The 20,129-nt window shown below is 61.2% G+C and carries 20 protein-coding genes; 6 read left to right on the top strand and 14 right to left on the bottom strand.

Going from position 1 to position 20,129, the window contains the following annotated elements:
• Positions 1–41: 41 nt before the first annotated feature.
• The 7 genes from AMC88_RS30685 to AMC88_RS30715 form a co-directional block, all read right to left on the bottom strand.
• Positions 42–989 carry a sugar kinase gene (locus AMC88_RS30685; protein ID WP_012489708.1) on the bottom strand — a complete coding sequence of 316 codons (948 nt, stop codon included), beginning with the start codon at positions 987–989 and terminating at the stop codon, positions 42–44.
• 16 nt (positions 990–1,005) lie between these two features.
• A complete protein-coding gene (locus AMC88_RS30690; RefSeq protein ID WP_004680329.1) occupies positions 1,006–1,821 on the bottom strand; it encodes a carbohydrate ABC transporter permease in 816 nt (271 codons plus the stop codon).
• Entirely contained in the window at positions 1,821–2,762 is a 942-nt protein-coding gene (locus AMC88_RS30695) for a carbohydrate ABC transporter permease (RefSeq protein ID WP_037118732.1), read from the bottom strand. Before AMC88_RS30695 ends, AMC88_RS30690 begins: the two co-directional genes overlap by 1 nt.
• The gene (locus AMC88_RS30700) at positions 2,762–4,090 is read right to left on the bottom strand and encodes an ABC transporter substrate-binding protein (RefSeq protein ID WP_064826355.1); all 1,329 of its coding nucleotides are present in this window, start codon (positions 4,088–4,090) and stop codon (positions 2,762–2,764) included. The genes AMC88_RS30695 and AMC88_RS30700 overlap by 1 nt, the downstream gene beginning before the upstream one ends.
• A gap of 55 nt (positions 4,091–4,145) precedes the next feature.
• Positions 4,146–4,823, bottom strand: a complete 678-nt coding sequence (locus tag AMC88_RS30705; protein ID WP_012489705.1) for a GntR family transcriptional regulator — start codon at positions 4,821–4,823, stop codon at positions 4,146–4,148.
• Positions 4,824–4,830: 7 nt separating this feature from the next.
• On the bottom strand, positions 4,831–5,715 hold the full coding sequence (locus AMC88_RS30710) for a dihydrodipicolinate synthase family protein (RefSeq protein WP_150128071.1): 885 nt from the start codon (positions 5,713–5,715) through the stop codon (positions 4,831–4,833).
• Between the two features lie 296 nt (positions 5,716–6,011).
• Positions 6,012–7,049, bottom strand: a complete 1,038-nt coding sequence (locus AMC88_RS30715; protein ID WP_064826353.1) for a class I SAM-dependent methyltransferase — start codon at positions 7,047–7,049, stop codon at positions 6,012–6,014.
• Positions 7,050–7,277: 228 nt separating this feature from the next.
• On the opposite strand from AMC88_RS30715, the gene AMC88_RS30720 reads away from it, so the two are divergent.
• From AMC88_RS30720 to AMC88_RS30735, 4 genes are all read left to right on the top strand, one after another.
• Positions 7,278–9,224, top strand: a complete 1,947-nt coding sequence (locus AMC88_RS30720) for a putative bifunctional diguanylate cyclase/phosphodiesterase (RefSeq protein WP_064826352.1) — start codon at positions 7,278–7,280, stop codon at positions 9,222–9,224.
• A 142-nt stretch (positions 9,225–9,366) separates the two neighbouring features.
• The gene (locus tag AMC88_RS30725; RefSeq protein WP_064824289.1) at positions 9,367–10,224 is read left to right on the top strand and encodes an AraC family transcriptional regulator; all 858 of its coding nucleotides are present in this window, start codon (positions 9,367–9,369) and stop codon (positions 10,222–10,224) included.
• A 36-nt stretch (positions 10,225–10,260) separates the two neighbouring features.
• A complete protein-coding gene (locus AMC88_RS30730) occupies positions 10,261–10,995 on the top strand; it encodes an AzlC family ABC transporter permease (RefSeq protein ID WP_004680340.1) in 735 nt (244 codons plus the stop codon).
• On the top strand, positions 10,992–11,297 hold the full coding sequence (locus AMC88_RS30735) for an AzlD family protein (protein ID WP_004680341.1): 306 nt from the start codon (positions 10,992–10,994) through the stop codon (positions 11,295–11,297). The genes AMC88_RS30730 and AMC88_RS30735 overlap by 4 nt, the downstream gene beginning before the upstream one ends.
• Before the next feature lie 20 nt (positions 11,298–11,317).
• Here the strand turns inward: AMC88_RS30735 and AMC88_RS30740 are convergent, their stop codons facing one another.
• The 6 genes from AMC88_RS30740 to denD all read right to left on the bottom strand — a co-directional run bounded on the left by AMC88_RS30740 (position 11,318) and on the right by denD (position 17,600).
• Positions 11,318–12,217 (bottom strand): carbohydrate ABC transporter permease, encoded by a 900-nt coding sequence (locus AMC88_RS30740; protein ID WP_064826351.1) that lies wholly within the window; start codon positions 12,215–12,217, stop codon positions 11,318–11,320.
• 9 nt (positions 12,218–12,226) lie between these two features.
• Positions 12,227–13,159, bottom strand: a complete 933-nt coding sequence (locus AMC88_RS30745; RefSeq protein ID WP_004680343.1) for a carbohydrate ABC transporter permease — start codon at positions 13,157–13,159, stop codon at positions 12,227–12,229.
• Between the two features lie 79 nt (positions 13,160–13,238).
• Positions 13,239–14,543 carry an ABC transporter substrate-binding protein gene (locus AMC88_RS30750; RefSeq protein ID WP_064826350.1) on the bottom strand — a complete coding sequence of 435 codons (1,305 nt, stop codon included), beginning with the start codon at positions 14,541–14,543 and terminating at the stop codon, positions 13,239–13,241.
• Between the two features lie 156 nt (positions 14,544–14,699).
• Positions 14,700–15,767 carry an ABC transporter ATP-binding protein gene (locus AMC88_RS30755; RefSeq protein ID WP_012489698.1) on the bottom strand — a complete coding sequence of 356 codons (1,068 nt, stop codon included), beginning with the start codon at positions 15,765–15,767 and terminating at the stop codon, positions 14,700–14,702.
• A gap of 76 nt (positions 15,768–15,843) precedes the next feature.
• Positions 15,844–16,617 carry an SDR family oxidoreductase gene (locus tag AMC88_RS30760; protein WP_010023924.1) on the bottom strand — a complete coding sequence of 258 codons (774 nt, stop codon included), beginning with the start codon at positions 16,615–16,617 and terminating at the stop codon, positions 15,844–15,846.
• Positions 16,614–17,600 (bottom strand): D-erythronate dehydrogenase, encoded by a 987-nt coding sequence (gene denD, locus AMC88_RS30765; RefSeq protein WP_037146199.1) that lies wholly within the window; start codon positions 17,598–17,600, stop codon positions 16,614–16,616. Before denD ends, AMC88_RS30760 begins: the two co-directional genes overlap by 4 nt.
• Positions 17,601–17,969: 369 nt before the next feature.
• Between denD and AMC88_RS30775 the strand changes: the two genes are divergently transcribed.
• Positions 17,970–18,968, top strand: coding sequence for a LacI family DNA-binding transcriptional regulator (locus AMC88_RS30775; RefSeq protein WP_004680351.1), 999 nt, complete (start codon positions 17,970–17,972; stop codon positions 18,966–18,968).
• A gap of 45 nt (positions 18,969–19,013) precedes the next feature.
• Positions 19,014–19,385, top strand: a complete 372-nt coding sequence (locus tag AMC88_RS30780; RefSeq protein WP_064830285.1) for a hypothetical protein — start codon at positions 19,014–19,016, stop codon at positions 19,383–19,385.
• On the opposite strand, the gene AMC88_RS30785 is transcribed toward AMC88_RS30780, so the two are convergent.
• Complete coding sequence (locus AMC88_RS30785; protein ID WP_064826348.1) at positions 19,307–20,098, bottom strand: AraC family transcriptional regulator; 792 nt, start codon at positions 20,096–20,098, stop codon at positions 19,307–19,309. The genes AMC88_RS30780 and AMC88_RS30785 overlap by 79 nt on opposite strands.
• Positions 20,099–20,129 lie beyond the last annotated feature (31 nt).

Genomic DNA, 20,129 nt, shown 5'->3' on the forward strand with positions numbered 1-20,129 from the left:
TAGGCTAGCCATCCGATCGTCCCGCGTCTAACAGTTCGCCCTCAGGAAACGCGGACGTTCCAATCTCGCAGGGCGTCGCAGACGTCGGCTCTGGTCGGCGCGCCGGTACGTCCCCCGAAGACTTGGCATTTGAGAGCTGCGGCCATCGACGACAAGCGCATCGTTTCTTCGATCGGCAGGCCTTCAGCGATCGCCAGAGCGAAAGCGCCGTGGAAGATGTCTCCTGCTGCAAGTGTGTCGACCGCTCTCACCTTCGGCGCGGCAAGATGACGGATGTTGCCGCTTGGTTCATCGAACCACAGGCAGCCGGTTTCGCCGGCGGTCACGCTGATGAAAGCATGTTCGAATTTCCGCTTCAGCAGGCCGACGCTTTCGACGAGACCTGCCGTTCCGGCAAGTCGCTCGGCGGCCGGCTGCGAAAACACGATGTGACTGGCCGCCGGCGCAAGCATCTCGATGATGCCCTCGCCCGCAACATCGCCGTCGAGAATGGCCGGTATGCCCGCCTCTCGCGCTGCTGACAAAGTTGCCAATGCAAGCTTTGGCCATCGGACGTCGACGAGCACCGCGTCGAAGGACGAGACGTCGCGTTCGGTCACCGGCCTGACCGTATCGTGCAGCCGCGCATCGTAGAAGGGCACGATCAGCCGTTCGCCCCGATCATCGACGAGGATCGTCGAGACGGCCGAGCGGGCGCCGTCTATCCGCAGCATGTCACTCGTATCGATGCCGCTCTTGCTGAGGTCGGCAATGATGCGTTCGCCGGCGGCATCGTTGCCGACCGCACCCCAGAGGCTGGCAGCGCCGCCAAGCCGAACGATGGCATAGGCCGCACTCGACGCCATGCCTTCGGCAACCTGCAGCATCTCATAGGGCAGGATCTTGCCCTGGCCGGCGGGCAATGCACGGACACGAAACAGCGTGTCCAGAACCGCCGCGCCGACACACAGGACGCGGCGGGGCGGATTGAAGTCGGAAGAAGTGGTCAATCGTCGTCTCGCCCGTTCACTTGACGGCTCCGGCCGTCAGCCCTGCCACGATCTGCCGTTGCGCAAACACGGTCAAGATCAGCACGGGCAAGGTAACGATCAACGCCGCCGCTGCAAGCGGACCCCAACTGACCTGTTCGAAGGAGAGCATGTTATAGACGGCGACGGGAAGTGTGCGCGTCTCGCGACTGGCGAGCACGATGCCGAAGACGAAATTGTTCCACGAGAAGATCACCGACAGGATGAAGGCGACGACGATGCCGGGTCTTGCAATCGGCAAGGCGACCAGGCGGAAGACCTGCCAGGGTGTGGCGCCGTCGATGCTTGCCGCCTCTTCCAGCTCCATCGGCGTCGTTTCGAAATAGCCGATCATGATCCAGACGACGATCGGCACGGTGACCACGAGATGGATGATAATTTGCGGCATCAGCGTGCCGAGCAGGTTCAGCCATTGGAACAGCAGGAAGAGCGGGATCAGGAAGGACAGGCCCGGCGTCATGCGCGCGATCATGATGACCATCGCCGACTTCTCCGCCTTCAGGCGCGCAATGCCGTAGCCGGCGGGCACGCCGATCACGAGCGCCAGAAGTGTGGCACTGCCTGTCACCAGCAGCGAATTCCAGAGATAAAGGAAGAAGTTGTTCTCCTCGAAGACCTTCAGGTAGTTCGTCCAGGCGAAACGCTCCGGAATGAAGATCGGTGGATAGGCGCCATTGTCGATTTCATATTTCAGCGACAGCGAGATCATCCAGAGAAAGAACAGGATGACCGGCGAGATCATCACCAAAGCGACGAACAGCAGTCCGATGCGGTCGAGCGTCTTGCGCTTCATCAGCGTCCCTCCGCATTGGACCAGTTCGCTCGCTGCCGAACCATCAGAAGGACGAAGGAGAGCAGCACGATCAGGATGAAAAAGACGACCGCCATGGCCGAGCCATAGCCAATATCGTAGTAAGCGAAGGCGGTGTTGTAGAGGTAGATATTGATCGTTTCGGAGGCCGTGCCCGGGCCGCCCTGGGTCATGGCGTAGATAATGTCGAAGCTCTTCACCGCGTCAATGCTGCGGATGATCACCGCGATCATCAGAAATGGCGCAATCATCGGCAACGTCAGATAGCGGAATTTCTGCCAGACATTCGCACCGTCAATCTCAGCACTTTCATAGGGCTCGCGCGGAACCGCCGCCAGGCCGCCGAGCACGATCAGCATGACGAGCGGAGTCCATTGCCAGGTTTCGACCAGGACCAGCGAGGGGATGACGCTGCTCTGATTATAGATCCACTCCTGCGGTCCAATGCCGATGAAGGACAGGAGATAGTTGAGAACGCCGAGCTGCGGATGGAACATCATCGTCCACACCAGCGCGATGGCGACAGGCGTCGCCATCATCGGCATCACGAATATACCACGGAGGAGCCCGCGCAGCGGAAATTGGGCATCGAAGATCAGCGCGGCGAGCGTCCCCAAAAACAGGGGCGCCGCCACGGAGAGGACAGTATAGAGCACCGTGTGCCAGAGCGACTCCCAGAAACGCATATCGACTGCCAGGCGGGCATAATTGTCCAGCCCCGCAAAGACTTGCGATTGCCCGAGCGTCCAGCTGTTGACGCTCATCCACAGGGTAAAGACCCATGGAAAAACGATGACGGCTGATATGACGATCAGCGCCGGGATGACAAAGGGCCAGTAGTTGGGAGCAAACCGATCCGGTTTGCCCCTTCCTTTGGAGGCGGCCTTGGCCGCTGCGGCCGTTTCGATGCTCGCCGAAGCCATTATCCCTCGCTTTTCGCCAGCACGGGTTCGAACTGGGCCGTTGCCGCCTTCAGCTCGGTTTCCGGGTCGGCGCCGCCGATCATGTTGGTGAGACCGACGCCATAGATGTCGCGGAACTCGGTGACCGGAATGATGACCGGCAGCGCGAGCTGCGAAATCTTGCCGGAGCCGGCGACCGCATCCAGCCATGCGCCGGGCATCTTGACACCTTCGCGGACCTTTGCATCCTCAAGAACGGACTGGCGGAAAGGAACGCCGGCGCCGGCCTGCAGCAGGCGAGCCCCCATGTCGTGCGAAATTGCCCATTGGCAGAAGAGGTAGGCTGCTTCCTTCTTCTGACTTGCCGCGACGACACCAAGGCCGTCGCCGAAGGTTCCCGCGGCTTGCGCCTTCGGGCCTTTCGGCATGATGCCATAGCCGACCTGGCCGACAACACGCGACTTTTCCGGATTCTCGATCGGCGGCGCAAAGCCGACGCCATCCAGCCACATGCCGACCTTGCCCTGCAGGAAGGCCGACTGCGCTTCGGCCCAGTTGAAACCGGAGACGCCGGGAGGGGCGGTCTTGGTCATCAGCTTCTGGTAAAGCTTTGCGGCATCGACTGCTTCCTGCGATGTCGTACGCAGCTTGCCGTCCGGGCCAAGCGGGCTCGAACCGTAGCCGAGCAGCAACGTCGTCCAAACCGGGGTGTTGGCGTTCTTCAGGCCGCGGGCGACGAAGCCGTAGGTGTTGGTCGAAGGATCGGTCAGCGCTTCGGCTGCACTTGCCAGCTCGTCGAAGGTCGAGGGGTAGGCAAGTCCCTTCTTCTCGAACAGAGCCTTGTTCCAGTAGATGATCCAGTAGTCGACCGAGAAAGGCAGCGAACGCAGAACGCCATCCGCATCCTTGGCGAAGGCAAGGCCAGCTTCTGCAAAGTCGGGTTCAGTGAGCGACGGATCGGTCAGAGCCGGATCCTTCAGAAAGCCGCTGATATCGGCAAGCCAGCCGCCCTTTTCGAACTGGCGTTTCTGGACGTGGTAGCTCATGTGCACGACGTCGAAGCTCGGCTTGCCGGAGCTCAGTTCGATCGTCGTTTTCTGGCGCTGCTGCTGTTCAGGGGTTGCTTCGGCATTGACCTTGATGCCGGTAAGCTCCTCGAACTCGGGCAGGTACTTAGTCAGGATCTCACTGCGTGGGCTCTTGACCAGATTGACTTCGAGTGTGGTGCCGGCGAAGCGCTTCCAGTCGACGGCAGCAGCAGCTGGCCGCATGCCGAGCATGCTGCTGGCCCCAAGCGCGGCCGTCCCCGCCAGAAAACCGCGTCGCGTCGGATTGAAGAATGATGGCATGTTGATCCTCCTCGTTATGCCGGCGATCTCCTCATCCCCGGCTGTTCATTCCCGATTAGATCCTGAGCGCACGATCCCTTGCGTGATTGATGTGTGCGACAAGGCTGTTGACGGCATCCTCCGCCGATCGACGTTCGATTGCTTCGAGCACTTTCAGATGCTCACCCATGACGGGCCCGACGTGACCGTCGATGCGAAAGCGATCCTGGCTGATCAGCCGCATCTTGATTGAGTTCACGCGGTAGGCGTTCGAAATGATGGTATTTCCAAGGGCATCGATAAAGGAATCGTGCATGCCCCAGTCGACCGCCTGGGCGCGTAGCTCCAATTCGTGCGAGCCATCGCCGTTTCGAATGGCGTCGGCAATATCGCGATGCTGCTTCAACAACCCGGCGATCGTCTCGTCCGAGGCAGAGCGGGTGAAGAGCGCTACGGCCTCCTTCTCCAGGAACACACGCAGCTGGAACGCTTCGCGAATGAGGTTCAAGTCGATGTGGGCGATCTGCAAGCCCCGCTGCGGCACGGTCTTGATCAGCCCTTCGGCTTCGAGCCTCGGGATGAGCTCGCGGATGGCGCCGAGCGTCAATCCCGTCAATTCCACGAGACGGCGCTGCGAAACGAACTGGCCGGGACGCACGTCACGCGCAAGAAGGTGGCGCGTGAAACTTGCATAGGCCTTTTCCCGCAGCGTCGGCTGCTCGTCCGTACCGTCCATCGCCTCCTCCAGCACCATGTCCGACCTATGCTGCTTTCGACCGGAAAAGACTGTCGAAAGCGCGGGCGAGTTGGGCCTGCCCCTCGCCGGATATTGAAACGAGCGGCGGACGAACCGCAAGCCAGATTTCATCCGAGGTCTGGTGTGCCACCATGGCCTTCACGGCTGGCACGACCGGATAGTTGAGCAGTTCGTCCACGAATGCCTCGATGCGGGGATCGTCCTTGCCGTCTTCGGCCATCAGCTTGACGTAGCGGGGTACAAAATTCGCCATGCCCGAGATCGCGCCTTGGCCGCCCAGCCGAACGCCCCTGGCGAGATGACGCTCGTCGCCGATCAGGATGATGAGGTCGCCATGTGTCTTGAGCAGGCTTTCCGTGAACGGCCAGTCGCCGGAAGAATCCTTGACGCCTGTGACGATGTTCGGAAAGGCGGTCCGTAAGCGGCCGATCAGCGACACGGTCAGTGGAACCATTGTGATGGAGGGAATATTGTAGACGATGATGTCCCGCGCCCGATCGCCCAATATGGCGAAGACGGCCGCAAACCACTGGAAGACGCCGTCGTCACCGACATTTTTGAAATAGGACGGCGGAGCCAGCAGGATATTCCTCGCTCCGAGCGAAAGGGCATGACCCGCCTGCGTCGCCGCATCCTCGACCGAGTCGACCAGCACGCCGACGATGATCTCCTCTGCCGCGATCCCTGCATCCAGGAAGGCTGCGAGCACGCGCTCGCGTTCCCGGCTTCCGATGGAGGAGCCCTCGCCCGTGGTCCCGAACAATGTCACGCTGCCGCAGCCAGCCGCCAGGCACCGCCGCCCCTGAGCAATCATCGCATCGAGGGCGATCTCGCTGTTGCTGTCAAACGGCGTGGCAAGGGCGACAGAAAGCCCGAATTTTGGTGGCAAAATCATTCCTCCCCCATCTGGTGGATCAGATCTAGCAGACTAACATGTTAGCTGTAAAGACCTGGCGCGGGAAGTTCCTTCATCCGGGAGCAGCGCGGCGGCAAGGGGCAATAACTTCCCTCGCGGCCATGGCCCGCTTCCGCTGCGAGGTTCGCGATAGCTATTGCCGGCTATCTGGCAGTTATTCGGAACTTAAAGAGCAATGGCAAATCTTCGGGGGCGTTCTCCAAGGCATCCATGCTCCTCGCGTGCGCCAACTCGCTCATGCGCCATCTGCATGTCGGCCAACTGCGGGCCTAGGACTTTCTCTCAATTTCACAGTAGACAATGCTGCGGTTTGAGCCGGACCAAACAGACACCTCCGCATCTGTCCCTCTCATGCTTTCATGGGCGATCGAGCCCATTTCGCGTTCTGACCGCAATAGCAGCGCCCAGTTCATGAACGTCTCCATATAACCATCGACGTCCGTTTCCGGGGAGAAGTTGGCGAACAGGAATGTCCCGCCGGGCTTAAGCATGCCGAGGCACTTTCTGGTCAGTTTGACGGCGACCGCGTCCGGCAAATAGTCATAGAGCCCTGCCGCATAGACGAAATCGAACATTCCCAGCGCATGCCTTCCCCCCAGCAGGGATTTGACCGAACCGTTCACAGCCTCGACGGACGTGCCGGCGAAATCGCGGGCCACGGTTCCAACGCTCATTGGGTCCTGATCCAAAGCTACCCAGCGTTTGATCGAACCGGTGCCGAGCGCGCGCGACAAAGGCGCTTCCCGAAGATGCCCCGACGCGATGGCCAGGATTTCGGTGGAACCAGCCTGAACCGAAGCGATTTGGTCGACGCGGCGCGCCAGAATATCTCGACGCTCCCTTACCGCCACGGATGACGAAGCATTTCGGGTATAGGCGTAGATCGAACGTCCCAGGTTGCTCGATGATGCGACCGCGTCCTCGATCTCGGGCCTGCCGTAGATGAAGTCGAGAAGACGTGCGTCGCCGGAATAGCCGCGCGGCTTTTCGAACGACCAGCGGGTCAATGGATCCTGATGCAGATAGTGAGCAACCGGATGAGATTGCGCGATCGGAACGATGACGTCCCACACGTCGGCGTGAAAGCGGCGCCGCAACTGATGCAGGGCGTCGGTGAGACGCTCGATTATCGCGCCAGGCTCGACCCCGGATTTGAACTGACGCATCGACACGTCAAGGCTGAGGGCAAGCTCGGCTTTGGCAACAACAAGCTCGCCGGGCTTCGGCGCAGCAAACCTCCTTGCCACCCGACGAATTTCACCGGGCGCGACGAGACTTTCACCATCCAAGATAAGACTTCGTGCCATTTCGAGACCCCTTGACCTAGCGTTAAGCATAATCAACCTCGAAATAGGATGCGACTGGAATCTACACGGGATAAGGGTAATTCTACTGTTGCGGGTGGGAGCCTGCTTCTCTACGAATGTTAAATAACAAGACAAACCCGTTGCAGGTTGCCGAACGAAATTTGGAGGGCGCCGAAGCATGGCTTGCAGTTTATTTTCGGTAGATCGTGGCCGGGCTGGCATCGTTACATGAGCGCGGCTTACCCTACTGTGCGGCGTGATGAATCAACCGACAGCTTTTCATTTTCCGAGGCTTGCAAATCTCTGGAAGCCGAAAATGATTCTGTCAGGAGGCAAAGCTCACGGCATGGTCTTTGGATCGCAGTCGCCGTTTATGTCTCCTTCGCACTTCCCGACCGGTGGCTTATCCCCGACGTTGCGCCTGCGACGATCACCGCGCGATTCGTCGTCGCGGCGATGGCGCTGCTGGCTTTTGAAGTCTTGCGACTGGCGAAAGCGAAAACCGTCTGGCTGGACATCACATGCGCCCTTGCGCTGCTTGCGGGCTATTTGGCCTGGCTTTACCCGGCGATCGGCACCCGTGACGTCACTGCCATGTCTTACTACATGATTTTCGGCGCCATCTTCATGATGGGCGCCAATCTCTTTTTCAGTTTCCCGTTTCGGCTGTCGGTGATCACGTCCAGCTTCGTGCTCTGCGCATTTTTCGTGACGATCGAGGCCTATTTTCCGTCAAGTCAAATCTACAAGCTTGCCTTCGGGATGTTCTACATTTCCTGCTTTGTCTTCACGTCTTCCATCAATTGGCGATTGAATGTCGAGCGCCGAAACGTGTTGCTGAACGCGGCGGAGGCCCGCTATCAGCACTGGGAAGCGTCCGAACGCGGAAGGTCGCTGCTCGAGCTTTCGAATACCGACTACCTGACAGGCATAAGCAACCGGCGTGCGCTCGATCGGCGACTCGACGAATGCTGGGCCGCCTGGAAGGACGAAGGCCGCGACTTTGTCGTGTTCCTTATCGACGTCGACTTCTTCAAACGCTTCAATGATCGCTACGGGCATCAGGAAGGCGACCGATGCCTGACTGTCGTCGCCAATGTGCTGAAGGCGGTTGTCGAATCGTCGGGTGGCATGATTGGCAGGTACGGCGGCGAGGAGTTTATCGTGGTCATGCCGGCCGAAACTCCCTCGATTGCCATGAGTCTCGCCGAAAGGATCAGAATGGAAGTCGAGTTTCTTGCGATTGCTCATGACGAGCGACCAGATGACAGCCCGATCGTCACCGTCAGCATTGGCGTCGCTTTCACCCGCGAGGACGTTGGAGAGAAAGTTGAGCGGATAGTGCGTGAAGCCGATCTTGCTCTCTACAATGCCAAAGCAAGCGGCCGAAACTGCATTCGTCGGTTTGATCCCTCGTTGCCTCGCCCCGACGACAACGCCGGTAAACTCGTCCCGCTGCTGACGGCCGCCATTGACCGCAAACTGGTCTCGCTCGTTTACCAACCGATCTTCGACCTGACGAATGAGAGAGCAAAAGCTGTCGAGGCTTTGATGCGCCTCAGGATGCCCGATGGCACCGCGGTTTCGCCGAGGACGTTCATTCCGGTTGCGGAGCGAACGGGCGCTATCCTCGAATTGGGTAAGTGGGCGATCGAGACGGCATGCCGCGATATACTGATGACAGATCGGATGGCTACCGTGAGCGTCAACGTGTCGCCGATACAGCTGCGCTCCCCCGGCTTCGCTGCGAGTGTCGGTGATATTCTTGCACGGTGCGGAGTCAGCGGGTCGCGGCTGGCCCTGGAAGTCACCGAAGGCCTGGACATGGATATGCAGTCGGAGGTGCTGAAATGCGTTGCCGACCTGCGGGCTCTCGGCGTCGAAATTTGGCTTGACGATTTCGGCTGCGGCTTCGCGGGCCTCTCTTGGCTGCGGGCGATCGAGTTTCAGACGGTCAAGGTCGATCGAACCTTCCTGCACGATTGCTCCGACCCACGCGGATTGACGATGCTTCAGGACATGATCTCTCTCATCCGCAATCGTGGGAATACGATCCTGGTGGAGGGCGTCGAAACTGCCGCACAATTGTCCCTGCTCAAGGATCTTCGCATTGATCGTGTCCAAGGCTTTCATATGGGCATGCCGGTGAGCGCCGAACGTCTGAACGCGGCATAACTCGAGCTCAACTCTTCCGGAAGACGGCTATCTTTTGCCGATCGGTTGCGAATGTGTTGCCGACGCCTCGAAGGCGAAAGGGTCAGTTTCGCTGATCACTTTTGTTCAAGAAGCGTCGGGGAAAAACTGCTATATCCGCCCGATGCAGAGCATTTCACAGGAACAGGCGACCGAAGCCATGCCGCTCGCAGGAGCGGAGACGACGCGCTTTTGGCGCGATCCGCGCTTCGGCGGCATGGAATGCCTGAGCGCGACCTTCCTGACGCATGAGTTCGCGCCGCACGCCCATGATACGTTCAGCATCGGCGCCATCGAGAGCGGCAGCCAGATTGCCACGATCTGCGGCGCCCGCGAGGCCTCCGGCCCCGGCGATCTCTATTTGATCAATCCGGGCGAGACGCATGACGGCGCGCCGACCGATGGCGGCTATCGCTATCGCATGATCTATCCCGACCTGTCGCTGTTTCGCGAAATACTGGAGGATATCACCGGCCGCGTCTTTCACGGCACGCCGGCCTTCGGCAAGCAGATCCTGCATGATCCCAAACTGGCCGCGGCGTTTCTTTGTGCGCACCGGACCTTGGAGGCGGGAGCCGGGGCGCTGGAGACCAGCCAGAGCATGTTCCTGGTGCTTGACGCGATGTTTCGCCAGCATGGAAGTTCGATCATCGTGCCGACCGATACCGCGGAGCGTTCAGCGGTTCGGCGGGCGCGGGATTACCTGACGCAGCATTACGCGACCGATCTGGGTCTGGAGGAGCTCGCCGCGGTTGCCGGGCTCAGCCGCGCGCATCTGATCCGCGCCTTCCGCAAGGAATTCCATATCACGCCGCACGCCTTCCTTACCGATATCCGCATCAGGAGCGCGCGCCGCAGGCTGCAGGCCGGCGAGTTGCCGGCAGAGGTCGCATTGGAATGCGGTTTTGCCGACCAGGCGCATTTCACCAGGCACTTCAAGGCCCGTACCGGATTAACGCCCGGCCAGTATCGGGCGCGATAATCACTTTCGTTCAAGACGTCCGTTCGGCCCGGCTCTATGACCTCGGCATCAAGCGGAGGTTTGAACGTGCACAACAATGAAATCTGGGCGGAGTTTTCAGGCGGAATGCGGGCGATCGCGCCACTCGTTGCCGCCGTCATTCCGATTGGGCTTGTCTTCGGCGCCGTCGCCGCAACGAAGGGACTTTCTCCCTTGGAAACCGGGCTGATGAGCGCGCTCGTCTTTGCCGGCGGTTCGCAATTCGTGGCGATGGATATCTGGACGCATCCCGCCTCCTGGACGAGCCTCGGTTTCGCAGCCCTTCTCGTCAACATCCGCCACGTATTGATGGGAGCATCGATCGTCACAAAGATGCAGGCGTTTTCACCGCGCGCCCGTTATCTCTCGGTGCTTTTTCTGGCCGACGAAATCTGGGCAATGGCGGAATTCCGCGCCGGTGTGGCGAGGCTGAAGGCGGCATGGTTTGCCGGGCTGGCAGCGCCCTTCTATCTGGCATGGGTTCTTTCCGGGCTGGCGGGCGCCACGCTCGGCGCTTTTCTCGGCGATCCCGCAGCGCTTGGGCTGGATTTTGCCTTTCCTGCCGTTTTCATCGTGCTCGTCATGGGATTCTGGAAAGGACGAGAGACTGGCGCCATTCTGCTTGCGAGCGCGGCAGCGGCCGTGCTGACCCACCACTTCGTACCCGGCGTCTGGTACGTCGCGGCCGGCGCTCTCGCCGGTGTCGCGGCCGCGACCTTCAGCGGTATGCGCCGCTTGGAGGTGACGCCATGACGTTCGACCTGCAGACCCTGCTCGCCATTCTGGCCATGGCGGCTGCGACGATCCTGACGCGTGTCAGCGGGCTCTTTCTGCTGCGGTATGTGTCGCTGGACGGCAGCAGGCGCAAGGCGATCGAATCCATACCGCCCGCCGTGCTCATGGCCGTGGTGGCGCCGACCGCTTTTGCGACAGGTATCGCAGAGAGCGCCGCCTGTGCGGTTACCGCACTAGCTGCCCTGCGTTTGCCGATGCTGGTCGCTGTCGCCACCGGCGTCGTCTGCGTGGCGCTGCTCAGGGCGATCGGCTTCGGCTGAGCCGATGCCGCCGCATCTGGCTACTCCTTCACCGCACCCGTCATCGAGGACACGTAATAATCCACGAAGAAGGAATAGAGCATGACGACCGGCAGCGAGCCGAACAGCGCGCCCGCCATCAGCGATCCCCATTCGAAGACGTCGCCGCGCACCAGTTCGGTCAAGACGCCGACCGGAATCGTCTTGTTCTCCGAGGACTGGATGAATGTCAGCGCGTAGATGAATTCGTTCCACGACAGCGTGAAGGCGAAGATGCCGGCCGAGATCAGGCCGGGCACGGCGAGCGGCAGGATGATCTTCACCAGGATCTGCCAGCGGTTGGCGCCGTCGACCAGCGCGCTCTCTTCCAGTTCGAAGGGGATCGAGCGGAAATAGCCCATCAGCAGCCAGGTGCAGAAGGGAATGAGGAACGTCGGATAAGTGAAGATCAGCGCCAGGCGCGAGTCGTAGATGCCGAGCTTGAAGACGATGAAGGCGAGCGGGATGAAGAGGATCGACGGCGGGATGAGATAGGCGAGAAAGATGACGAGGCCGATCTGCCGCGAGCCGGTGAAACGCACCCTTTCGATTGCATAGGCGCCGAACACCGAGGCTACCAGCGACAGCGCCGTCGAGCCGACCGCCACCAACATCGTATTCCACAGCCAGCCCGGATAAGACGTCTCCAGGAACAGATATTTGATGTGATCGAGCGTTGGCTTGACCACCCAGAACGGGCTGAAATTGTTGTAGTCGGTCAGCTGCTCGTTCGGCTTCACCGCGGTGATTGCCATCCAGTAGAAAGGAAAGAGCAGCACGAAGACGAAGACCGCCATCGGCAGGTAGAGCATCACCACGCGGCGCGGCAGCCGGTTGAGATAGCTCATGCCCTCGGCATTGTCCGTCAGGACCTCATTGGCGGTTTTGAGATTGGTCGACATTGTTTTCCCCTAATCCTGGCCGCCCTGCTGCCATTTGCGGCGTTGCAGGCCGAAGAAGCTGAACATGATGGCGCCGAGCAGGAAGGGCACCATGGCGACGGCGATGGCCGCCCCCTCGCCCAGCTGGCCGCCCGGAATGCCGCGCTGGAAGGAGAGTGTCGCCATCAGATGCGTGGCGTTGACCGGCCCGCCCTTGGTCAGCACGTAGATCAGCTGGAAATCCGTGAAGGTGAAGAGCACCGAGAAGGTCATGACGACGGCGATGATCGGCGTCAGCATCGGCAGCGTCACATAGCGGAAGCGCTGCCAGCTGGTCGCGCCGTCGAGCGAGGCGGCCTCCTGCAGCGAGGCCGGAATGGTCTGCAGGCCGGCGAGCAGCGAGATCGCCACGAAAGGAATGCCGCGCCAGACATTGGCGACGATGACCGAGATGCGGGCATTGGTCGGATCGCCGAGGAAGTTGATCGGTCCGCTGATCAGCCCGAGTTTCATCAGTGACCAGGAAACGATCGAAAACTGGGAATCGTAGATCCACCAGAAGGCGAGCGCCGAAAGCACCGTCGGCACCACCCAAGGCAGGAGCACGATCGCCCGGAAGAAGGATTTGAACGGAAGGTGCTGGTTCAAAAGCAGCGCCAGCCAGAGACCGAGCGCGAATTTCAGCGCCGAAGCGATGACCGTATAGAGAATGGTATTGAAGACCGACAACCAGAAGACGGCGTCGTCGGCGAGGAACTGATAGTTTTCCAGGCCGATGAAGATGCCGTCGCGGCCGATCCGCGTATCGGTGAAGCCAAGCCAGACGCCGAGCCCCAGAGGGTAGGTCAGGAAGCAGACAAGGAACACCGCGGCCGGCAGCATGAACAGGAAGCCGAGCACATTGTTGTTCTGCATAAGCGAGGAGATCGGTCCACGCCTATCCCCGGATTTCAAGGTCGACATTGCTTGCCTCCAGATTGCATTCAGTTCTTGAGAGACGACGGCATGCCGGCTGCCGGCATGCCGTCTTCCTGACTCTGGATCAGACGCGGTAGTAGCGGTTCGCCCGGCGTTCGGCTTCCTTCATCGCATCCTCCGGCGACATCTGGCCGGTGACGGCGGCGGCATACATGTCGACCAGCACATAGTCGGCCATGGTCGCGGCCGAGGCATAACCGAGCGGGCCGGCATAGCCGTTCGGGCGCAGCCTTTCCGAGGCGCGGGCATAGGGCGCGTGGACCGGATCGGCGGTCCAGATCGGGTTGTTGGCGAAGGCCTTCAGCGGCTGGCAGCAATAGGCGCTGGATCCCTGGATCCAGGCATTCATCTGGTTGGCCTCCATCATGAACTTGATATAGGCCTTGGCCGCTTCCGGATATTTGCTGTGTTTGAAGAGAAGCAGCGAGCTCGTCTGGAAAAGCTCGACGCTCTTGCCGACCGGTCCGATCGGGAAGTTCGTCGTGCGGATGTCCTTGGCGATCTCGGCGAGCTTCGGGTCGTTCTTCGCCGTGTAATAGACCGAGACGCCGTTGGCGATCAGCGATACCTGGCCGGCCAGGAAGGCGCGGTTGTTATTGACATCCTGCCAGCTTTCCGTGCCCGGAATGAAGGTCGCGTAAAGTTCCTTGGCATAGTTGATCGACGCCAGCGTCTCGGGGCTGTTGATCGTCACCTTGCCACCTTCGTCGACCATCTTGCCGCCATGGCTCCAGAGCAGCCAATGCGCATAGTTATTGCCGTCGCCGACCGCCTTGCCGTGCGGAAAGCCGGCGGGCGTGCCCTTTGCCTTCATCGCCTTGCAAAGCTCGAGGAAGCCTGCGGTATCGTTCGGGAATTCGTTGAAGCCGGCGGCTTTCACATGGGTGTCGCGATAGACGACGGCATTGCCGATCGCCGTCAGCGGCATGGCGATGAAGGTGTCGCCGCGGGTGGCATAGCCCTTCACGCCGTCGTACCAGCCTTCGTACTTGTTGCCGAGATAGTTGCCGAGTTCGGTGAGATCGACCAGCTTGTCGGGATATTGGTGGGCGTCGTCGAACCAGCACATGATGAGATCGGGTCCGGAGCCGACATTGGCGGCAACGGCTGCCTTCGGGCGGATGTCCTCCCAGCTTTCCTTGTCGATGCGCACTTCCACGCCTGTGGCTTCGGTGAACTTCTTGGTGTTGGCGATCCAGGCCTCCTCGTCGCCCTTCACGAAAGGCGTCCAGCGCAGCAGCCTGAGGCTTGCGCCGCTTTCCGGCGTGTAGGTCGGCTCGGCCTGCGCAAAGGATGGCTTGATGCCGAGACCGGCAACGCCGGCAACGGCTGCCGATGCGGCAAGAAATTCACGTCTCTTGATCCTCATGAGATTCCTCCTCATTGAAACAGCGGGAGCATTCTCCGACGTCCACCTCCCGCTTGGTGAACGGCGGTCTGGCATCCCGGGAGCGCTAGCTACCCCGATGCTTGCTGTCCGGCGGCAGGGAAGACTCCTCCTCTCCCGGGCCGCCGCCGGATGGCGTCAGTCGGTCAACCTCTTACCGCCTTCGGCATCGAAGAGGTGGACATGCGCGGCGTCGATCGCCACGCGGATGGCTTCGCCCGGGCGGGCATCGACACGCTCGCGGAAGACGCAGCTGACTTCGCTGCCGCCAAGTCGGACGGTCAGATGGGTCTCATAACCGGTCGGCTCGATCACCACGATTTCGGCAGGCAGGCCGTTCGGATCGAGCGAGATGTATTCGGGGCGCAGCCCGTAGACGAGGTCGCGGCCGACAGCACTTGCTGGCGGGTTGGCGACCGGCAGCCGCGTACCGTTGGCCGCAACGAATTGACCGGGATTTTCCGGATCGAGCCTGCCGTGGATCATGTTCATCGCCGGCGAGCCGATGAAGCCGCCGACGAAGAGATTGGCGGGACGGTCGTAAAGCTCGAGCGGCGAGCCGATCTGCTCGACGATGCCGTCATGCATGACGACAATCTTGTCGGCCATCGTCATCGCCTCGATCTGGTCATGGGTGACGTAGACGGTCGTCGTCTTCAGGCGCTGGTGCAGTTCCTTGATCTCGGCGCGCATGGCGACGCGCAATTTCGCATCGAGGTTGGAGAGCGGCTCGTCGAACAGGAAGACCTCGGGATCGCGCACGATGGCGCGGCCCATGGCGACGCGCTGGCGCTGGCCGCCGGAAAGCTGGCGCGGATAACGGTCGAGCAGCTTGTCGAGGCCGAGGATGCCGGCCGCATATTTCACCCGTTTCTCGGCTTCCGCTTTGGGCGCCTTGTTGAGCATGAGCGAAAAGCCCATGTTCTGCTCCACGGTCATGTGCGGATAGAGCGCATAGTTCTGGAAGACCATCGCGATGTCGCGGTCCTTGGGCGGCAGTGTGTTGACGACCCGCCCGCCGATCTTGATCTCGCCGCCGGAAATATTCTCGAGACCGGCCAGCATTCTCAGAAGGGTCGACTTACCGCAGCCTGACGGGCCGACGAGGATGACGAATTCGCCATCGGCAATATCGATATCCACCCCCTTGATGACGGGATGCGCGCCGAATGATTTCCGGACGTCTTCAAATTGAACGTTTGCCATACTCCCTCCTCCCAGATCATGAGCATTACGCAAGCAATATATCTATGTCGTTTTCAGCCGGCGGCAGCCCGCCTTCTCACCCCCGCCCGACGAAGGGCATCTTCGTCGCCATCACTGTCATGGTCAGCACATTGGCGCTGAGCGGCAGGCCCGCCATGTAGACGACTGCATCGGCAATATGCGCGGGGTCGATCGTCGCCTCCGCCGCGATACTGCCGTTTGCCTGCAGCACGCCGGCCGCGATCTTCGTCGTCATATCGCTTGCGGCATTGCCGATATCGATCTGGCCGCAGGCGATGTCGAATTCGCGCCCGTCGAGGGCGGTGGATTTCGTCAGCCCCGTGATGGCGTGTTTCGTCGCCGTGTAAGGCGCGGAATTCGGACGCGGCGTCGTGGCGGAGACGGAGCCGTTGTTGATGATGCGCCCGCCGCGCGGGTTCTGGCTCTTCATCAGCCGGAAGGCCTGCTGGGTGCAGAGAAAGGCGCCGGTGAGATTGGCGGCGACGATGGCGCTCCACTGCTCGAACGAGACCTCTTCCAGCGCCACGCCCGGCACGGTGACGCCGGCATTGTTGACCAGGAGGTCGAGCCGCCCGTATTTTTCGGAGATGGCGTCGAAGAGCCCGCGAACGGAGTCGGGATTGCCGACATCGGCGGAAACCGCGAAGAACTCCGCGCCGGTTTCGCGGCCAAGCTCGCTTGCGGCCTTTTCAAGCACGTCGGCCCGCCGTCCTGAAATGACGACCGTGTAGCCGGCAGCGCCGAGCCCCCGCGATATGGCCCGCCCGACGCCGGTGCCGCCGCCGGTGACAAGCGCGATCCTTGCCGCTCCGCTGGCCGATATGCTCATGCGATCCTCCCGTCGAGTTCATCCTCGATATGCACCTGCAGGATTTCGTCGAAGCTTGTCTCCGCCTTGAAGCCGAGCGAAGAAGCGCGCTCGGCATCAAACTGGGTCGGCCAGCCGGCGACGATGCGTTCGATGACAGGATCGGGCACGCGTTTGATGAGCGCGGCCGCCTTGTCGCCGGCCACGCGGCGCAGAGCTTCGATTTCTTCGGAGACCAGCGCCGAGAGGCCCGGCATGGTGAGATTTCGCCGCGCGCCGATCCGTGCCGTATCGATCGTCGCGGCATGGACGAAGAAGCCGACGGCGGCGCGCGGGCTTGCGAACCAGTGCCGCACGTTGTCGCTGACCGGCAGGATCGCTTCCTTGCCGACCAGCGGTTCGCGCAGGATGTTGGAGAAGAAGCCCGATGCCGCCTTGTTCGGTGCGCCGGGCCGCACGCAGATGGTCGGCAGCCGGATGCCGATGCCGTCGAAAATGCCTCGGCGGGAATAGTCGGCGAGCAGCAGTTCGGCGATCGCCTTCTGCGTGCCGTAGCTCGTCAGCGGCGTGGTGAAGAATTCGTCCGGAATGACCTCGGGGAACGGTGTGCCAAAGACGGCGATCGAGGACGCGAAGACGAGGCGCGGCACATAGTTGCTGGTGAGACCGGCCTGACGGACCGCATCGAACAAAGCGCGCGTGCCGTCGAGATTGACGGCGTAACCCTTGTCGAAATCCGCTTCCGCCTCACCCGATACGATGGCGGCGAGATGGAAGATCAGGTCCGGCCGGCCTTCGATCAGCCTGTCGGCGGCGCCGGCCCCGGCGAGGTCGACCGTCAGCGCCGTCGAGACCGGCCGGAGCGGTTCCGGCACCGGCGGCTGAAAGGCGTCCGCCAGCGTCAGCCGGGTGACGGGCCGGCCGAAAGCCAGCGGCTCGCGCGCGATCTTCTCAACCAGCTTGCGGCCGACCATACCGGCCGCGCCCAAAATCATCACATGCATAGCGGCTCTTCCTCCCGTTCGGCCAGCGTCTTCGGCAAGATCGCGCTGCTCGTCGCCTTCTGTGATGCAGCCGGCGGCGCGATCGGAATATGTCCGATCGAATTCAGATAGGTCTGCAACCTGCAGGTCAAGCCGGCTTGGCCGATCCGCAGATCTTCGCAGTCAAACATTCGTACGATGGGGGACGCCCGAAGCCTCGTCCGTCCCGTTTCTGCTCCAGAATTTTGTCGTTGGTATCGATACCGGTATCGGTAACAACGCCTATTTTGGTCGCATATGTCAAGTAGTGCGTGTTTTCCTTTTTTGGAAAAGAGCCTATGAATCTGGTGTTGGCCGCTGGCGAGGCAATTCGACTAAGGAATCGGTTCGATGCGTAAATCCACATTGGAAGAGGTTGCCGCCGCGGCCGGCGTCAGCAAGATGACGGCATCGCGTGCCCTTCGCGGTGCGGCCGACGTCTCCAAGGAGACGCGCGAGAAAGTGCTCCAGCAGGCCGAGCGGCTGAGCTATGTCGGCAACCGGCTGGCGTTATCGCTGTCGTCACAGCGCACGAACCTCGTCGCCGTCGTCGTTCCGAGCATGTCCAACATCGTCTTTCCCGAGATGCTGGCGGGCATTTCGGCCGGATTGCGGGGATCCGGCATGCAGGCGGTGTTCGGCATCTCCGACTACGACATGGCGAAGGAGCGCGAGATCATCCGCGACATGCTCTCCTGGCGGCCTGCCGCCATCATCGTGACAGGCCTCGACCAGCCGGCAGAAACGGTCAAAATGCTGCGGAATGCGGAGATCCCGGTCATCCAGCTGATGGACCTCGACGGCACCCCCATCGATTTCAACGTCGGGCTGTCTCACGGGAAGGCGGGAGAGGAAATGGCAAAAGCGCTTTTGGCCGGCGGCCGGCGGCGGTTTGGCTATATCGGCAGCGCGATCGACAGGGACTTGCGGGCGGGCAAACGCAAGGCCGGTTTTGAGAAGGCCCTGCGCGAAAGCGGCCTTTCCTTCGTCGATGAGCGGTTCAACGCCGCCTTTTCCTCGGTGGCCCACGGCAAGCGGCTGACAATGTCCATGCTCGCGGAGACGCGCGATCTCGATTGCATTTACTATTCCAACGACGACATGGCGACCGGCGGCGTCTTCGCGTGCCTGGAACTCGGCGTTTCCAGCCCCGCCGACATTCTGATTGCCGGGTTTAACGGGCTTGACGTCGCCCGCGCCCTCCCCGTCAGGATTGCGACGTCGATCTCGCCGCGGCGTCAGATGGGCGAAGTCGCCGCCGCACTTCTGCTGGCTGCGAGCAGACGCGACGGAAATCCGCCTGCAGAAAAGATCATTGCTTTCGATCCCGAGATTACCGGCGTCGATTAGGCTCCGGGAATCCCGTCAACAAAGCCGCTCCACCCCGCTTGTGGAATGGCTGATGGCGTCGTCTTCGAAATCATTCGGCCGACTAAAGATAAATTCAAAAGCGATTTGCCTGTCCGCAGCGCCATTGTCGCGATCATGGGCGCGATGGCGATAATCACCGACCTGATCGGTGTGCACACGGTTCTCGGTGCCTTCGTCGCCGGCATCGGGATCAAAGTGTCACGAAACGCGCGCAAACACACTCATCGCAGCAGAAAGCTATCCGCCAGCCACCTTTTCGAGGGCGTACAGGCAAGGGCAGACCCAAAGGAAGACGCCCGCCGGAGACAAGGCTTCGTTTACGGCTGGAAATACTGTCCGGGAGAGACCCCGAAGGCCGTCCTGAACACCGCAATGAAGGCGCTGGGGCCCGAGTAGCCGAGCGAGAAGGCGATATCGCTGACGCTTCGACCGGCGGCGAGCCACTCCACTGCTTTGAGGAGTTTCGCCTGCTGGCGCCAGGCGCGGAAACTCACGCCTGTCTCCGCTTGGAAATGGCGCTGGAAGCTTCGGGGGGACATGGCCGCCCGTGACGCAAGTTCATCGAGAGGCCAATCTGCACCCGGTTCGTTCCGGATATCCGAAGCGATTCTCCGGAGGCGTTCGGATGCCGGCGAGAGAAGGGACAGCGGCGCGACCGGACTCGTCTCAAGCTGGTCGAGAATGACGGCGACAAGCCGTTCGGCACGGGCACTGCCGGCGTCCGCACGAGGTATCTCGAGGAACGCCAGGATCAGTTCGCGCAGGAGCGGTGTCGTACCGATCACGCAGACGTGGGAGCTGAGGTTCACGACCGCGTCGGGGCGAAAGAAGAGGTAGCTGCGCTCCGTCTCCTGCAGGTATGTCACTTCGTGGAGGACGCCGGACGGCACGAATACGGCACGTTCAGGCGGAACGATGAAGTAGCCCCGCTCGGTCTCCAGTCTTAGCGATCCACGTACGATCTGGAAAAGCTGAGCGCGGTGGTGCGTGTGGAAAGAATAGGTTCGCCCGGCCGGCTCTGCTCCACCCTGGGCAACGGCCGTGTGCGGATAGTCCCCGAACTCGTCTTCCGGCAGATGAACATTGGTCAGGTTGTCACGGGCAATCATGGCGTCTCACAGACACAATTTGACAGACTGC

Source organism: Rhizobium phaseoli, assembly GCF_001664385.1.
Lineage (GTDB): Bacteria > Pseudomonadota > Alphaproteobacteria > Rhizobiales > Rhizobiaceae > Rhizobium > Rhizobium phaseoli.

Coding starts and splice junctions, on each gene's coding strand:
- AMC88_RS30690 (WP_004680329.1), bottom strand. CDS start 1,821: ATGAAGCGCAAGACGCTCGACCGCATCGGACTGCTGTTCGTCGCTTTG.
- AMC88_RS30695 (WP_037118732.1), bottom strand. CDS start 2,762: ATGGCTTCGGCGAGCATCGAAACGGCCGCAGCGGCCAAGGCCGCCTCC.
- AMC88_RS30700 (WP_064826355.1), bottom strand. CDS start 4,090: ATGCCATCATTCTTCAATCCGACGCGACGCGGTTTTCTGGCGGGGACG.
- AMC88_RS30705 (WP_012489705.1), bottom strand. CDS start 4,823: ATGGTGCTGGAGGAGGCGATGGACGGTACGGACGAGCAGCCGACGCTG.
- AMC88_RS30715 (WP_064826353.1), bottom strand. CDS start 7,049: ATGGCACGAAGTCTTATCTTGGATGGTGAAAGTCTCGTCGCGCCCGGT.
- AMC88_RS30720 (WP_064826352.1), top strand. CDS start 7,278: ATGAGCGCGGCTTACCCTACTGTGCGGCGTGATGAATCAACCGACAGC.
- AMC88_RS30725 (WP_064824289.1), top strand. CDS start 9,367: ATGCAGAGCATTTCACAGGAACAGGCGACCGAAGCCATGCCGCTCGCA.
- AMC88_RS30730 (WP_004680340.1), top strand. CDS start 10,261: ATGACCTCGGCATCAAGCGGAGGTTTGAACGTGCACAACAATGAAATC.
- AMC88_RS30735 (WP_004680341.1), top strand. CDS start 10,992: ATGACGTTCGACCTGCAGACCCTGCTCGCCATTCTGGCCATGGCGGCT.
- AMC88_RS30740 (WP_064826351.1), bottom strand. CDS start 12,217: ATGTCGACCAATCTCAAAACCGCCAATGAGGTCCTGACGGACAATGCC.
- AMC88_RS30745 (WP_004680343.1), bottom strand. CDS start 13,159: ATGTCGACCTTGAAATCCGGGGATAGGCGTGGACCGATCTCCTCGCTT.
- AMC88_RS30750 (WP_064826350.1), bottom strand. CDS start 14,543: ATGAGGATCAAGAGACGTGAATTTCTTGCCGCATCGGCAGCCGTTGCC.
- AMC88_RS30755 (WP_012489698.1), bottom strand. CDS start 15,767: ATGGCAAACGTTCAATTTGAAGACGTCCGGAAATCATTCGGCGCGCAT.
- AMC88_RS30760 (WP_010023924.1), bottom strand. CDS start 16,617: ATGAGCATATCGGCCAGCGGAGCGGCAAGGATCGCGCTTGTCACCGGC.
- denD (WP_037146199.1), bottom strand. CDS start 17,600: ATGCATGTGATGATTTTGGGCGCGGCCGGTATGGTCGGCCGCAAGCTG.
- AMC88_RS30775 (WP_004680351.1), top strand. CDS start 17,970: ATGCGTAAATCCACATTGGAAGAGGTTGCCGCCGCGGCCGGCGTCAGC.
- AMC88_RS30780 (WP_064830285.1), top strand. CDS start 19,014: ATGGCTGATGGCGTCGTCTTCGAAATCATTCGGCCGACTAAAGATAAA.
- AMC88_RS30785 (WP_064826348.1), bottom strand. CDS start 20,098: ATGATTGCCCGTGACAACCTGACCAATGTTCATCTGCCGGAAGACGAG.